General features: G+C 56.4%; 12 protein-coding genes. 5 read left to right on the forward strand and 7 right to left on the reverse strand.

Going from position 1 to position 14416, the window contains the following annotated elements:
* Positions 1-20 precede the first annotated feature (20 nt).
* Positions 21-908 (reverse strand): LysR family transcriptional regulator, encoded by an 888-nt coding sequence (locus ACZRMS_RS10855; protein WP_463995347.1) that lies wholly within the window; start codon positions 906-908, stop codon positions 21-23.
* Between the two features lie 132 nt (positions 909-1040).
* Between ACZRMS_RS10855 and ACZRMS_RS10860 the strand changes: the two genes are divergently transcribed.
* The 3 genes from ACZRMS_RS10860 to ACZRMS_RS10870 all read left to right on the forward strand — a co-directional run bounded on the left by ACZRMS_RS10860 (position 1041) and on the right by ACZRMS_RS10870 (position 6126).
* Complete coding sequence (locus tag ACZRMS_RS10860; RefSeq protein WP_463995348.1) at positions 1041-2702, forward strand: GMC family oxidoreductase; 1662 nt, start codon at positions 1041-1043, stop codon at positions 2700-2702.
* A gap of 90 nt (positions 2703-2792) precedes the next feature.
* Positions 2793-4415: an MFS transporter gene (locus ACZRMS_RS10865; protein WP_463995349.1), complete on the forward strand. Its 1623-nt coding sequence runs from the start codon at positions 2793-2795 to the stop codon at positions 4413-4415.
* Positions 4416-4908: 493 nt separating this feature from the next.
* Positions 4909-6126 (forward strand): class I SAM-dependent methyltransferase, encoded by a 1218-nt coding sequence (locus tag ACZRMS_RS10870; RefSeq protein ID WP_463995350.1) that lies wholly within the window; start codon positions 4909-4911, stop codon positions 6124-6126.
* Positions 6127-6508: 382 nt separating this feature from the next.
* On the opposite strand, the gene ACZRMS_RS10875 is transcribed toward ACZRMS_RS10870, so the two are convergent.
* From ACZRMS_RS10875 to glyQ, 4 genes are all read right to left on the reverse strand, one after another.
* Positions 6509-7279 (reverse strand): lysophospholipid acyltransferase family protein, encoded by a 771-nt coding sequence (locus tag ACZRMS_RS10875; protein ID WP_463995351.1) that lies wholly within the window; start codon positions 7277-7279, stop codon positions 6509-6511.
* Between the two features lie 77 nt (positions 7280-7356).
* Complete coding sequence (gene gmhB, locus ACZRMS_RS10880; RefSeq protein WP_463995352.1) at positions 7357-7890, reverse strand: D-glycero-beta-D-manno-heptose 1,7-bisphosphate 7-phosphatase; 534 nt, start codon at positions 7888-7890, stop codon at positions 7357-7359.
* A 10-nt stretch (positions 7891-7900) separates the two neighbouring features.
* A complete protein-coding gene (glyS, locus tag ACZRMS_RS10885) occupies positions 7901-9955 on the reverse strand; it encodes a glycine--tRNA ligase subunit beta (RefSeq protein ID WP_463995353.1) in 2055 nt (684 codons plus the stop codon).
* On the reverse strand, positions 9952-10905 hold the full coding sequence (gene glyQ, locus ACZRMS_RS10890) for a glycine--tRNA ligase subunit alpha (RefSeq protein ID WP_019828634.1): 954 nt from the start codon (positions 10903-10905) through the stop codon (positions 9952-9954). Before glyQ ends, glyS begins: the two co-directional genes overlap by 4 nt.
* Positions 10906-10986: 81 nt before the next feature.
* On the opposite strand from glyQ, the gene ACZRMS_RS10895 reads away from it, so the two are divergent.
* Positions 10987-11544, forward strand: coding sequence for a DNA-3-methyladenine glycosylase I (locus ACZRMS_RS10895; RefSeq protein WP_463995354.1), 558 nt, complete (start codon positions 10987-10989; stop codon positions 11542-11544).
* A gap of 140 nt (positions 11545-11684) precedes the next feature.
* A complete protein-coding gene (locus tag ACZRMS_RS10900) occupies positions 11685-12572 on the forward strand; it encodes a lysophospholipid acyltransferase (RefSeq protein WP_463995355.1) in 888 nt (295 codons plus the stop codon).
* 115 nt (positions 12573-12687) lie between these two features.
* On the opposite strand, the gene ACZRMS_RS10905 is transcribed toward ACZRMS_RS10900, so the two are convergent.
* Positions 12688-12999, reverse strand: a complete 312-nt coding sequence (locus ACZRMS_RS10905; protein WP_463995356.1) for a tetratricopeptide repeat protein — start codon at positions 12997-12999, stop codon at positions 12688-12690.
* A gap of 18 nt (positions 13000-13017) precedes the next feature.
* Positions 13018-14394 carry a Trk system potassium transporter TrkA gene (trkA, locus tag ACZRMS_RS10910; RefSeq protein ID WP_048362207.1) on the reverse strand — a complete coding sequence of 459 codons (1377 nt, stop codon included), beginning with the start codon at positions 14392-14394 and terminating at the stop codon, positions 13018-13020.
* Positions 14395-14416: the final 22 nt, after the last annotated feature.

Here is a 14416-nt window from a genome sequence, read left to right on the forward strand (position 1 = left end):
ACCTGGCGGGCTTTTTTTTGCTACGGCGCCAGCAAAACCCCCTGCTCTTCCTTGCACAACTCCAGCAAAAAATCCCACACCACCCGCAACCTCACCGACTTGTGCAATTCGCGGCGGGTACTGATCCAGTAGCTGCGTTGCACCGACTCTTCGGGCAACACGCGCACCAGCTCCGGGTCGTTACTGCCCATGTAGTTGGGCAACACCGCGATGCCCAGCCCGGCACGCGCTGCTTGTTGTTGCGCAATGACGCTGGTGCTGCGAAAGGTCACGGTCGGGGTGCGACAGAAGTTGTTGAGGAACAGCAGCTCCTGGCTGAACAGCAGGTCGTCGACGTAGCCGATCCAGTAGTGATTGGCCAGGTCCTCACGGCTGTTCAAGGGCGGTGCCTTGTCGAGGTAAAGGCGGCTGGCATACAGCGCGAGCCTGTAGTCGGTGAGTTTGCGAGTGATCAACAGGTCAGCGTTGGGTCGGTCCAGATGGATGCTGATTTCAGCTTCGCGGTTGAGGATGCTGACAAAGCGCGGTACCGCCACCAGTTCCACTTCCAGCCCCGGGTAGCGCTCAAATAACCCGCGCAGCCGCGAAGTGATGAACATGATCCCGATACCTTCAGTTACGCCAAGGCGGATCTTCCCCATGGGGGCGATGGCCTGGGTGATTTCTTCCTGCGCCAACAATGCGGCATTTTCCATGGCTTCGGCGTGCTTGAGTAGCGTTTGGCCAGCGGGCGTCAGTTCGTAGCCCTGGGCGTTTTGCACAAACAGCGCTGCGCCAAGGTGCTGCTCGATGCTTTCAATATGCCGGGCGACGGTGCTGTGGGTCGTGTTCAGGCGCTTGGCGGCCGTCAGCAGACGCCCGCTGCGCTGCAGCTCCAGAAAGTAGCGCATGTCATTCCAGTCGAACATGCCATCCCCCAAGCGATAGTGGTAAACGGGCTGTGCAAAAACGCACAAGCCATGGGTGAAATCACGCGTTTCAAACTCGAAAATAATCAATACGATGAGGCAAGACAAGAACAATAAAAGGCGAGGTGATGGATGCCATCAGCCAAGAAGGTGTACGACTTTATCGTCGTGGGCGCCGGGCCAGCAGGCTCAGTGCTGGCCAATCGGCTGTCTGTCGACCCCCGTCACAGCGTGTTGCTGCTCGAGGCGGGTGGGCAAGATAACTATCCATGGATTCATATCCCTGTGGGTTACCTGTATTGCATCGGTAACCCGCGCACCGACTGGTGCTTCAAAACCCAGGCGCAGGCCGGCTTGCAGGGTCGCAGCCTGAGTTATCCTCGGGGCAAGGTGTTGGGCGGCAGTTCCTCGATCAACGGCATGATCTACATGCGTGGCCAAGCGGGCGATTACGACCGCTGGGCCGAGCAAGGCAATACAGGCTGGTCTTGGAAAGAAGTTCTGCCTCTGTTCAAACGCAGTGAAAAACACTTTGCCGGCAACTCCGACCTGCATGGCAGCGATGGCGAGTGGCGGGTGGAACAACAGCGTTATACCTGGCCCATTCTGGATGCGTTTCGTGACGCGGCCGCCGAAAGCGGGATTGCCAGCGTCAGCGACTTCAACGGCGGCGACAATCAAGGCTGTGGATACTTTCAGGTCAACCAGCGATCCGGTGTGCGCTGGAATGCTTCCAAGGCTTTTTTGCGTCCGGTGCTTAAACGTCCGAACCTGACCGTATTGACCGATGTTCAGGTCGATAAAGTGCTGCTTGAGAACGGCCGGGCGACGCATGTCAGCGCTTGCTGGCAAGGTGCCGAGCATCGCTTCGCGGCGGGTCGCGAGATTATCTTGTGCGCGGGCTCCATTGGTTCTCCGGGGATCTTGCAGCGCTCGGGTATTGGCCCGCGGTCCCTGCTGGAAAGCCTGGGGATAACTGTGCAGCACGAACTGCCCGGCGTGGGTGGCAATCTGCAGGACCATCTGCAACTGCGGCTGATTTTCAAACTGACCAAAGCCCGCACCCTGAACCAGGTGGCCAATAGCCTGTGGGGCAAAGTCGGCATGGGCCTGCGGTATGCCTACGATCGCAGTGGTCCTTTGGCCATGGCGCCAAGTCAGTTGGGCGCGTTTATCAAGTCCGACCCTGATCAGCCCTCGGCCAACTTGCAGTACCACGTTCAGCCGCTGTCCCTTGAGCGCTTTGGCGAACCGCTGCACACCTTCCCAGCTTTTACGGCTTCAGTGTGCAATTTGCGGCCTAAAAGCCGGGGCCGGGTCGACATCAGTTCGGCCAACCCCGATGACGCGCCGCTGATCGACCCCAATTACCTGAGCCACCCTGACGATTTAAAGGTCGCAGCAGATGCGATTCGCCTGACCCGGCGTATCGTGACCCGCCCTGCCCTGCAGGCCTTTACGCCCGAGGAATACCTCCCGGGCAAGGATCTGCAAACTGAGCAAGAGCTGTACGAAGCTGCCGCCCGTATTGGTACGACTATTTTTCACCCGGTGGGAACCTGCCGCATGGTCCAGGACGCCGAGGCAGTGGTCGATGCTCAATTACGCGTCCATGGTGTCGAGGGTTTAAGGGTGGCGGACGCATCGATCATGCCGAACATCGTGTCGGGTAATACCTGTTCACCGACCCTGATGATTGGCGAAAAAGCCGCGCAGTTAATTCTGCAAACGTTGCATGACGCGCAGGAGAAATCAGCAGGCGTTAGCCGCGCGGCAGTAACACCGGTCGCCTGAACGCGATCGTGGTTTCGGGCGCAGTCATCCGGAACCGACAGTGGACAACAACAATAATCACTGTGGCCCACAGGGCTGAGGACATTGAACATGTCAGACGCAATTGCAGAACAAGCGGCTCCCGCCAAGGCAACAACCGGTCGTGAAGAACGAAAGATCATTTTTGCGTCATCCCTCGGGACGGTTTTCGAGTGGTATGACTTTTTCTTGTATGGCGCTTTGGCGACCGTGCTCAGCAAGCAGTTTTTTGCGGGCGTAAACGACACCACAGCGTTCATTTTTGCCTTGATGGCCTTCGCCGCAGGCTTTTTGGTCAGACCGTTCGGGGCGCTGGTGTTTGGCCGATTGGGCGACATGATCGGGCGTAAATACACATTTCTCATGACCATCATTCTGATGGGCTTATCGACCTTTGCTGTCGGCCTGCTACCCACTTACGCCAGCATTGGCATCGCGGCCCCGATCATGCTGGTGGTGCTGCGCATGCTCCAAGGGCTGGCGCTGGGCGGAGAATATGGTGGCGCCGCTACCTATGTGGCGGAGCACGCCGCTCCCGGCAAGCGCGGTTTTAACACCAGCTGGATTCAATCCACTGCCACACTGGGCCTGTTGCTTTCGTTGGTGGTTGTACTGAGCTGCCGCTACCTGACCGGTGACCAGTTTGAAGTCTGGGGCTGGCGCCTGCCGTTCCTGCTGTCCATCGTGCTGCTGGGCATCTCGACCTGGATTCGGATGAGCATGCATGAGTCGCCGGCGTTCGTGAAAATGAAGGCCGAAGGTAAAACCAGCAAATCGCCGATCCGTGAGTCGTTCGGCAAATGGGAAAATCTGAAGATCGTGTTGATTGCGCTGTTCGGGATCAACGCCGGCCAAGCCGTGACCTTCTATACCGCACAGTTTTACGTGCTGTTCTTCCTCACGCAGATGCTCAAGATTGACCCGGCCCAGGCCAACATGTTGCTGATTATCAGTGTGATCATCGGTGCGCCGTTCTTTATCTTCTTCGGCTGGCTATCGGACAAGGTGGGCCGCAAACCGATTTTGATGCTTGGCCTGTTACTGGCCACAGTGCTGTATTTTCCGTTGTTCAAAGGCCTGAGCCATTACGCCAACCCGCAAATCGACACTGCCAGCCGCCAGTCGCCGATTGTGGTGATGGCCGACCCGGCCACCTGCACTTTCCAGTTCGACCCGGTAGGCAAGGCGCGTTTTGACAGCCCGTGTGACAAGGTCAAAACCTTCCTCGTGAAACAGGGGTTGCCGTACACCTCCCAGTCCGTCGCGTCCGGGTCTGAAGTGATGGTCTCGGTGGGTGAGCAACAGATCAAGGGCTTTGACGAGGCCGCCATGCGCGCGGCGATCACCGAGGCGGGATACCCGGCCAAGGCTGATCCAGGCATGGTGAACCAGCCGATGGTGGTACTGATAATGGTGCTGCTGACCCTTATCGCCACCATGACATACGGCCCGCTGGCCGCGGTGATGGTTGAACTGTTCCCGACCCGCATCCGCTACACCTCAATGTCCCTGCCTTACCACATTGGTAATGGCTGGTTTGGTGGCTTCCTGCCAACGGTGTCGTTTGCGCTGGTGGTCTACACCGGGGATATCTTCTACGGCCTGTGGTACCCGGTGGTCATTACCGGGGTCAGCCTGGTGGTGGGCCTGCTGTGTCTCAAGGAGACCAGGAACGTGGATATCGATAAGGTATAGCGATACCCTTTTTCACTGAGGGAGCGGTGGTGCAACAATTCGCCTTGCTCGCGATAGCATCACCGCCTTTCCCGCCTTTCCCGCCTCTCTGGCATTGCTACAGGACCGTCCAGGGCCTTTGGTTAACTGCCAAAACTTGGTGGAACCTTCTTTGTTGCCGATACCACTGATACCCAGGTATGTAGTGGAGGCTGCATGTATTGAGGGATCTACTATCTGGGTGTAGACGTGTCGTTTATATCGAAGTAAGCACATGACTTCCTAATACAAAGTATTTGAGAGGTCATGAGCTTGTTTTTATATCCAGATCTGGTCCAACCCAATACCCTCCTCCGAGCATTTCTCAAAAAACGCCGGGCCTGGGCATGCGGGCTCGGGAAAAAAACTTAAGGCAAGAACTAAAACTAACACACTCTGATTTGGATTCTATCGCCTTGATAAATACACACGGGTATTGAACTAAATACAATGATGAGTCAATAAGGAACTCTGTATGTTACAGCTTATTCCAAACTTACAAACTACATACAACCGGCCATTGGAAAAATTTGAGCCCGTGCAGTATAGGCTTGATTCAAAAAGCGATTTTTTCATCCACGATTATTTAGTCCTGCATGGCGAGAATATCGGCCGAAACACCGACCTTGCCAAGATATTGACCTACCATTGCGATCCGGATTCATTTTCAATCAGTAATGAATACAAAGAAAAACTGATCACTGACATGGTTGCCCTCGCAAAAGATGTCCCTCGCAAGCTCCCAAACGCTGTCTTTATAGAAAAGCTATGCGAGTGGTATAAAGCTGCAACAGCACTAAACAAACAGTCAGTTACTGCTGATGTGACAAAGCATATCAGCAAAAAGGGTAATGATATTGCCACCATGGTTATGGAGGTGAATCCTGAGCTGGGCCGTGGGTCGAACAAAATCAGGGTTCTGGATATTGGCGGGAATGACGGCAAGCTGACCTCTTACGTGTCAGCCAGTTTGGCGGAAGCAAAAGGTATCTATGTCGAACCTTATGTCTTGGAAGTTGATACTGAAACGACGTGGGACGAAAATAGCAAAACGGCCCAGTTGGACATCCACAAAAATTGTGCTCCCGTCAAAAAGATCATTTATGACGGCACAGATATAAACAGTGGCAAAGTAATTGGTAGTGCTTCAGAAAACCCATTGGTAGAAGGTGACAAGTTTGACTGTGTCATGTACCAGCATTCATTGCATCATTTTCCATCCGATGAAGTTCAGCAGTACAGTATTAAGCAAGCTGCTGACCTTCTTAAAGAAGGAGGGGTGCTCACCATCACGGAACACTCCAGTCGTTTAAGTGGGGACGACATTGATCTGATGCATGTAGTTATTGAGTTGTATAAGAAGCTTCACGACTCTCCGGACATATCGGTCCATAATTTGGAACGAACATACAATCAATATATGGAGGCTGAGACACCCGCTAACTATATGTCTCAAGAAAGGCTGATCTCCATGGCTTCCAAGGCCGGATTTACTCCGGTAACGGTCACCCGTACCAGCTTGGGCCCAGACAATGCGTATTCGATAAATTTTGTGAAAGGTGATCAGAAAATGATCGAAAACACGCGGCAACTGGAAACCTTGGTGTATCCGGCCTCAACACTCAAATCCGATCAATTGAAATACCAAACTACATCCATTCCGAATTTGACGCGTAGCAATAGTTTCTCCTGATTAAAATGAGCAGATTTGGCGATGGTCTGGTTACTTTTTAAACAGTGCTCAGCGCTTATGGCTCCAGATTCATGGAGCCTTAAGGCCCCTTAATGTGCAGTGCCATTGTTGAGGTTGCAGATCTGCAGTGTGCGAGCTTATGCGGGAGGACGGCATTCAACCGAGGCAAACTATCTGACGCTCCGAGGCTAATTTTCATGGCCTCAACCTCGCTGGCCGAATGCTCAGCGTGGATGATTCCCTACTTCCAAATGGTTCTTAGAAAAACTTATGCACGTTTTTCGTTAAAAAGTCTCTACTTGAAATAAGCATCTAAATCATGGGCTTACGACTGTTTTTCGGAAAAAATACAAAACTTGTGCACAAGTTATCCACAATTTGCTTAGCTCACAATCGTCTCAGCCCGTGCAGCCAGTGGGGGCAGGGAGCCCATGTCTCGCTGAGTCTGCTCGTTCCAGGCTTGAACCCGGTCGTTCAGCTCGGCAATCGCACGTGGGCCAGTGCCGTTGGCGTACATCGGTTCGCCAATCACCAGCTCAATCGTACCGGGCTTTTTAGCCCAGCCGGTCTTGGGCCAGTACTTGCCAGCATTGTGGGCAATCGGCAGCACCGGCAGCTCGGCGTTGACCGCCAATGCCGTACCACCGCGGGAAAACTTGCCCACTTGGCCAAACGGTACGCGGGTGCCTTCCGGGAAGATCAGTACCCAGATGTTGTCCTTGAGCAGTTCGTCACCCTTTTTGGCTATGTGTTTGAGCGCCGCCTTGGGGTTGTCGCGATCGATGGCAATCGGGCGCAGCATGGCCATCGCCCAGCCAAAAAACGGCACGTACAGCAGCTCACGCTTGAGTACCTGGCTCAACGGCTGAAAGTAGGCCGAGAGAAAAAACGTCTCCCAGGTACTTTGGTGGTTGGCCAGAATCACGCAGGGCTGCTGCGGGATGTTTTCTGCACCCGTCACGCGAACGTCAATTTTCAAAAACACCCGCGTCAGCCACAGCGCGCAGCGGCACCAGTACACGTTAATAAACCGATAACGCGCACGGAATGGCAAAAAAGGGGCGACAAAAAAGCTCAGCGAGCACCACAGCAGAGAGCTGGTGCCCAGCAGCAGGTAAAAGAAGAAGGTTCTGATGGCCTGCAGGATCGACATAGCGACTTTTACCGTTGCGGATAAAGCACGACTGAACAGCCCGCTACACAGAGTGTTGGCGAGTATTCAAACCTGCTCTATTTGTGGATAAGTTCTGCGGCAACTGCCGCCAGATCGTCAAATATTAGGGTATTAACCGGTAATGCTTTGGCCAGAGTCTGTAGGCCTTTTCCGGTTTTTACCAAAACGGGCTGAGAATCGACGGTTTGTGCAGCCTGCAAGTCACCCAAACTGTCACCGACAAACCAACATTGGGCCAAATCAGCGCCGTAATGCGTGGCAATTGTTTGCAACATGCCTGGCTTGGGCTTGCGGCATGCACAGCCCTCGTCGGGACCGTGGGGGCAATAAACGATCAACCCGACCTCGCCACCCTGCTCTTCCACCAGCGCCCGTAAACGGGCGTGCATGGCGTCCAGCGTGGCGACATCGTAATAGCCGCGGGCAATGCCGGACTGGTTGGTCGCGATGGCGACTGTCCAGCCGGCCTTGCTCAACTGCGCAATGGCCTCGATCGCGCCGGGGAGCGGGATCCACTCCTCGACTGACTTGATGTAAGCGTCGGAGTCGTAATTGATCACTCCGTCCCGATCGAGAATCAGCAGTTTCAACGGTAACCCCTTAGCCCAGCAGTGAAATATCGGCAACGCCCAGGAACAGACCGCGCAAGCGCGCCAACAATGCGTAGCGGTTAGCCCGCACGCTCGCGTCTTCAGCGTTGACCATCACCGCTTCAAAGAACGCATCCACCGGCTCGCGCAGCGAAGCCAGACGGGTCAGGGCTTCGTTGTACTGACGAGCTGCCGCCATTGGCTGCACGGCTTCGTCGGCTTTCTGGATGGCCGAGAACAGCGAGAACTCACTGGCATTGTCGAAATAACGGGCTTCAACGTGAGTTGAAACCGTGCCTTCAACCTTGCTCAGCAAGTTCGACACACGTTTGTTCACAGCGGCCAGGGCAGCAGCTTCCGGCAATTGACGGAAGGCTTGAACGGCTTGTACTCGCTGATCGAAATCCAGCGCCGAAGTCGGGTTGAGGGCACGTACCGAGAGGTAAGTGGCCACGTCCACGCCTTCGTCTTCGTAACGCGCACGCAGGCGGTCGAAGATGAATTCCAGTACCTGATCCGCCAAGCCGGCCGGCTTGATCTTGGCCCCGAACGCGCTGACCGCAAACTTCACGGCTTCAGTCAGGTCGAGGTCGAGTTTTTTGTCGATCAGGATGCGCAGGATACCCAGCGCGGCACGACGCAGTGCGTACGGGTCTTTGCTGCCGGTCGGCAACATGCCGATGCCGAAAATGCCCACCAGGGTGTCGAGCTTGTCGGCGATGGCCACCGCAGCACCGGTCAGGGTGCCTGGCAACTCGGCGCCAGCGCCACGCGGCATGTACTGCTCGTTCAGCGCCAGTGCAACGTCTTCTGGCTCGCCGTCGTTGAGGGCGTAGTAGTAGCCGGCAATGCCTTGCATCTCCGGGAACTCGCCGACCATTTCAGTGGCCAGGTCGCACTTGGACAGCAAGCCTGCACGGGCTGCGCGCGATGCATCGCCGCCAATGCGCGGGGCAATGAATGCCGCCAGTTTGGAAACGCGCTCGGCCTTGTCGTAAACGCTGCCCAGTTGAGCCTGGAACACCACGTTCTGCAGGCGCAAGTTGAAGCTTTCGAGCGTCTGTTTCTTGTCTTGCTTGAAGAAGAACTCGGCATCGGTCAGGCGTGGGCGAACCACTTTTTCGTTACCCGAGACGATCTGCTGAGGGTCTTTGCTCTCGATGTTGGCCACGGTAATAAAGCGCGGCAGCAACTTGCCATCAACGTCCAGCAGGCAGAAATACTTCTGGTTGTCCTGCATGGTGGTGATCAGGGCTTCTTGCGGCACATCCAGGAAGCGTTCTTCAAACGAGCACACCAGCGGCACCGGCCATTCAACCAGGGCGGTCACTTCGTCGAGCAGGCTTGGCGGCACGATTGCAGTACCTTCCTGCATCGTCGCCAGCTCGGCCACACGCTTGGAAATCAGCTCGCGACGCTCGTTGAAGTCCGCCAGCACGTAGGCTTTGCGCAGGTCTTCGAGGTAGTTGGCCGGCGCGGTGATGCGCACGTTTTCCGGATGGTGGAAACGGTGCCCGCGGGAATCACGACCCGATTTTTGCGCGAGGATCGTGCAGTCGATCACTTCATCGCCCAGCAGCATGACCAGCCATTGGGTTGGACGCACGAACTCGACCTTGCGAGCACCCCAGCGCATGCGCTTGGGGATTGGCAGGTCATTGAGCGAGTCTTCAACGATGGTCGGCAGCAGGCTGGCGGTCGGCTTGCCGACGATCACCTGGCTGAAACGCAGTTTCGGGCCGCTCTGATCGATTTCGCTCAGCTCAACGCCGCACTTCTTGGCAAAACCAAGGGCTGCTTGTGTCGGGTTGCCTTCAGCATCGAACGCTGCCTGGCGTGGCGGGCCGTCGATGTTGATGCTGCGGTCCGGTTGCTGGGTTTCGAGCTGGGTCAGCAGCACGGCCAGACGACGCGGTGCGGCGTAGACTTTTTTGGCGCTAAAGTTCAGACCTGCGCTTTGCAGGCCTTTTTCAATCCCGGCCAGGAATGCATCCGCCAGGGTATTGAGGGCTTTTGGCGGCAGTTCTTCAGTGCCCAGTTCAACCAGAAAATCTTGAGCACTCATTGCGCAGCCTCCAACTTAGCCAACACTTCATCACGCAAATCAGGTGGAGCCATCGGGAAGCCCAGCTTGGCGCGAGCTTCGAGATAGGCCTGCGCCACGGCACGGGCCAGGGTACGCACACGCAAGATGTACTGTTGACGCGCGGTCACGGAAATGGCCCGGCGAGCATCCAGCAAGTTGAAGGTGTGGGACGCCTTGAGCACCATTTCGTAGCTCGGCAACGGCAGCGGCTGGTCGAGCTCGATCAGGCGCTTGGCTTCGCTTTCGTAGAAATCGAACAGCTCGAACAGTTTGTCGACGTTGGCGTGTTCAAAGTTGTAGGTCGATTGCTCGACTTCGTTCTGATGGAACACATCGCCGTAAGTTACTTTGCCGAACGGGCCGTCAGTCCATACCAGGTCGTAGACGGAATCTACGCCCTGCAGGTACATCGCCAGACGCTCAAGGCCGTAAGTGATTTCGCCGGTAACCGGGTAGCACTCAATGCCGCCTACTTGCTGGAAGTAAGTGAACTGGGTGACTTCCATACCGTTGAGCCAGATTTCCCAGCCCAGACCCCAGGCGCCCAGTGTTGGCGATTCCCAGTTGTCTTCGACGAAACGGATGTCGTGAACCAGCGGGTCCAGGCCGATATGTTTCAGCGAACCCAGGTACAGCTCCTGGAAGTTGGGCGGGTTTGGCTTCAATACCACCTGAAACTGGTAGTAGTGCTGCAAACGGTTCGGGTTTTCGCCGTAGCGGCCGTCAGTCGGGCGACGACTGGGCTGCACATAAGCGGCGTTCCAGGTTTCTGGGCCCAGAGAGCGCAAAAACGTAGCGGTATGGAATGTGCCGGCGCCCACTTCCATATCGTAGGGCTGAAGCACCACACAACCTTGCTCGGCCCAGTATTGCTGGAGGGCGAGGATCAAGTCTTGGAAGGTACGCACTGCTGGCGTAGGCTGGCTCACAAATTCACCTGTTTCTTGGGCTGCGATTTAAAGAGCGGGAGTATACCCGATTCGGTCGCGCCTCCACCCTTTGGAGCCTATATGGCACGTTGTTTCTGGTGTTCAGAAGACCCGCTGTATGTGGCGTATCACGATCAAGAGTGGGGCGTGCCGTTGCGCGATGCGCATGGGCTGTTCGAGTTGTTATTGCTCGAAGGGTTCCAGGCGGGTTTGTCCTGGATCACCGTTTTAAAGAAGCGCGAACACTATCGCAAGGTGATGTTCGGCTTCGATGTGCAGCGTTTGGCGGTCATGACTGACGCCGAAATAGAGGCACTGTTGCTCGATCCGGGGATTATCCGCAACCGTCTCAAGGTGGCTGGCGCCCGGCGCAATGCCCGGGCCTGGCTGGCGCTGGACAACCCGGTCGAGTTTTTATGGTCGTTTGTGGGCGGTAAGCCGCAGATCAACCATTTCACCGAACGTCATGAGTTCCCGGCGGTTACGCCCCAGGCTGAAGCCATGAGCAAAGCCCTGAAAAAAGCCGGATTTACGTTCGTCGGCCCGACCATTTGCTACGCCTTCATGCAGGCCAGCGGGATGGTCATGGACCACGCCACGTATTGTGACCGTTACGCCGAACTGGCAAACGGCGGTTAGAATACTGGCCATATGCAAAACCTGATGTGGGAGCGGGCTTGCTCGCGATGCAGGCAACACGGTCTGTCAGAAAGACCGCAGTGATGCGATCGCGAGCAAGCCCGCTCCCACAAAGTCATTATTTGTTGTGGGAAAACCCTGTGGAAAAGTTTAAAGGCACCTTGCTGGTCGGGGCTTTGCGATTGTTTGCCATGCTCCCGTGGGGCGCGGTGCAGCGCGTTGGTTCCGCCATCGGCTGGCTGATGTGGAAACTGCCCAATCGTTCGCGCGATGTGGTGCGGATCAACCTGGCCAAATGTTTCCCCGAGATGGACCCGGTCGCCCGCGAGCAACTGGTAGGCCAAAGCCTCAAGGACATCGGCAAAAGCCTGACCGAAAGCGCTTGCGCCTGGATCTGGCCGGCCCAGCGTTCCATCGACCTGGTGCGTGAAGTCGAAGGCCTGGACGTGCTCAAGGACGCCCTGGCTTCAGGCAAGGGCGTGGTCGGCATCACCAGCCACCTGGGCAACTGGGAAGTGCTCAACCACTTCTACTGCAGCCAGTGCAAACCGATCATTTTTTACCGCCCGCCCAAGCTCAAGGCCGTTGATGAATTGCTGCGCAAACAGCGCGTGCAGCTGGGCAACCGCGTGGCCGCATCGACCAAAGAAGGCATTTTGAGTGTCATCAAGGAAGTGCGCAAAGGCGGCCAGGTGGGCATTCCGGCTGACCCGGAACCCGCAGAGTCGGCCGGTATTTTCGTGCCGTTCCTGGGCACCATGGCCCTGACCAGCAAGTTCGTGCCGAACATGCTGGCGGGTGGCAAAGCGGTCGGGGTGTTCCTGCACGCCTTGCGCCTGCCGGACGGTTCGGGCTTTAAAGTGATCCTGGAAGCGGCGCCAGAGGCCATGTACAGCACCGACACCGAAACTTCGTGCGCGGCCATGAGCCAGGTAGTGGAGAAATATGTGCGGGCTTACCCGAGCCAGTACATGTGGAGCATGAAACGCTTCAAAAAACGCCCGCCGGGTGAGGCGCGCTGGTACTAAAGCCACTCAACCCCTGTGGGAGCGGGCTTGCTCGCGATTGCATCGACGCGGTTTTAAAATTGAACCGCGCTATCTGCATCGCGAGCAAGCCCGCTCCCACATTAGATCTGCAGTGTCATGAGGCTTTATCCAGCTTCTTCAAAAACACAGTCATTTCTTTCTCGGCCTGTTTGTCGCCATGGGCCTGCGCCGCTGCAATCCCCTGCTCCCACGCCGTGCGTGCCGCATCGCGGTTCCCCGCCGCCAGGTGTGCCTTGCCCAGCAGCTTCCAGGCCGCTGAGTACTTTGGATCAAAGGTTACGCAACATTGCAGATGCTCAGCCGCCTTGAGGTTATCCCCAAGGTCGAGGTAACCCTTGCCCAGACCAAAGCGCAGCAATGAGTTATCCACACCCTTGGCCAGCATTTTTTCAAGCGAATCGAGCATCCCTGACTCCTTTTCCTGTTAGAAAAAACTCAAGCCCACGTGGAACAGCTTCTCCACGTCGCGAATATGCTTTTTATCCACAAGGAACAAAATAACGTGGTCGCCAGCATTGATGATGGTGGCGTCGTGGGCGATAAGCACTTCTTCGTCGCGAATGATTGCGCCAATCGTGGTGCCTGGTGGCAGATGGATTTCGCCGATACTGCGGCCAATCACCTTGCTCGACTTCGAGTCGCCGTGGGCAATCGCCTCGATGGCTTCCGCCGCGCCCCGGCGCAATGAGTGCACGCTGACGATATCGCCACGACGCACGTGGGCCAGCAAAGTGCCGATGGTGGCCAGCTGCGGGCTGATAGCGATGTCTATTTCGCCACCCTGAATCAAATCCACATAGGCCGGGTTGTTGATGATGGTCATCACCTTCTTGGCGCCCAGACGTTTAGCCAGCAGCGACGACATGATGTTGGCTTCGTCGTCGTTGGTCAGGGCCAGAAACAGGTCGGCATCCGCGATGTTCTCTTCGAGCATCAGGTCGCGGTCCGAAGCGCTGCCTTGCAGCACCACGGTGCTGTCCAGGGTGTCGGACAAATAGCGGCAACGCGCAGCATTCATCTCGATGATCTTGACCTGATAACGGCTTTCGATGGCCTCGGCCAGACGTTCGCCGATCTGACCGCCGCCGGCGATGACTATGCGTTTGTAGCTCTCGTCGAGGCGGCGCATTTCACTCATCACTGCGCGAATGTTTGCCTTGGCTGCGATGAAAAACACCTCATCGTCGGCCTCAATAATAGTGTCCCCACGAGGCGTAATCGGCCGGTCACGTCGGAAAATAGCCGCTACCCGCGTATCTACATTCGGCATGTGTTCGCGCAGCTGGCGCAGTTGCTGGCCAATCAGCGGGCCACCGTAGTACGCCTTGACCGCCACCAACTGCGCTTTGCCGCCGGCGAAGTCGATCACCTGCAAGGCGCCGGGGTGTTCGATCAGGCGCTTGATGTAGTTGGTGACCACTTGCTCGGGGCTGATCAATACGTCCACCGGGATCGCATCGTTATCGAACAGCTCTTCGCCGCGTGTCAGATACGCCGCTTCGCGTACCCGGGCGATTTTGGTCGGGGTGTGAAACAGCGTGTAGGCCACCTGGCACGCGACCATATTGGTCTCGTCGCTGTTGGTCACTGCCACCAGCATGTCGGCGTCATCCGCCCCCGCCTGGCGCAGTACATTGGGCAGCGAGGCGCGGCCCTGCACGGTGCGGATGTCGAGGCGATCACCCAGGTCGCGCAGGCGATCACCGTCGGTGTCGACCACAGTAATATCGTTAGCCTCGCTGGCCAGATGCTCTGCCAGCGTGCCGCCGACTTGCCCGGCACCGAGGATGATGATTTTCATGCCGTCATTCCCTGTTCAAACC

The organism is Pseudomonas sp. B424, assembly GCF_055408345.1.

Bases quoted from the DNA above. Each gene is read 5' to 3' on its own strand.
- ACZRMS_RS10905 (WP_463995356.1), bottom strand. From the start codon at position 12,999: ATGCTCGATTCGCTTGAAAAAATGCTGGCCAAGGGTGTGGATAACTCA.
- ACZRMS_RS10855 (WP_463995347.1), bottom strand. From the start codon at position 908: ATGTTCGACTGGAATGACATGCGCTACTTTCTGGAGCTGCAGCGCAGC.
- trkA (WP_048362207.1), bottom strand. From the start codon at position 14,394: ATGAAAATCATCATCCTCGGTGCCGGGCAAGTCGGCGGCACGCTGGCA.
- ACZRMS_RS10870 (WP_463995350.1), top strand. From the start codon at position 4,909: ATGTTACAGCTTATTCCAAACTTACAAACTACATACAACCGGCCATTG.
- ACZRMS_RS10895 (WP_463995354.1), top strand. From the start codon at position 10,987: ATGGCACGTTGTTTCTGGTGTTCAGAAGACCCGCTGTATGTGGCGTAT.
- ACZRMS_RS10860 (WP_463995348.1), top strand. From the start codon at position 1,041: ATGCCATCAGCCAAGAAGGTGTACGACTTTATCGTCGTGGGCGCCGGG.
- glyS (WP_463995353.1), bottom strand. From the start codon at position 9,955: ATGAGTGCTCAAGATTTTCTGGTTGAACTGGGCACTGAAGAACTGCCG.
- ACZRMS_RS10875 (WP_463995351.1), bottom strand. From the start codon at position 7,279: ATGTCGATCCTGCAGGCCATCAGAACCTTCTTCTTTTACCTGCTGCTG.
- ACZRMS_RS10865 (WP_463995349.1), top strand. From the start codon at position 2,793: ATGTCAGACGCAATTGCAGAACAAGCGGCTCCCGCCAAGGCAACAACC.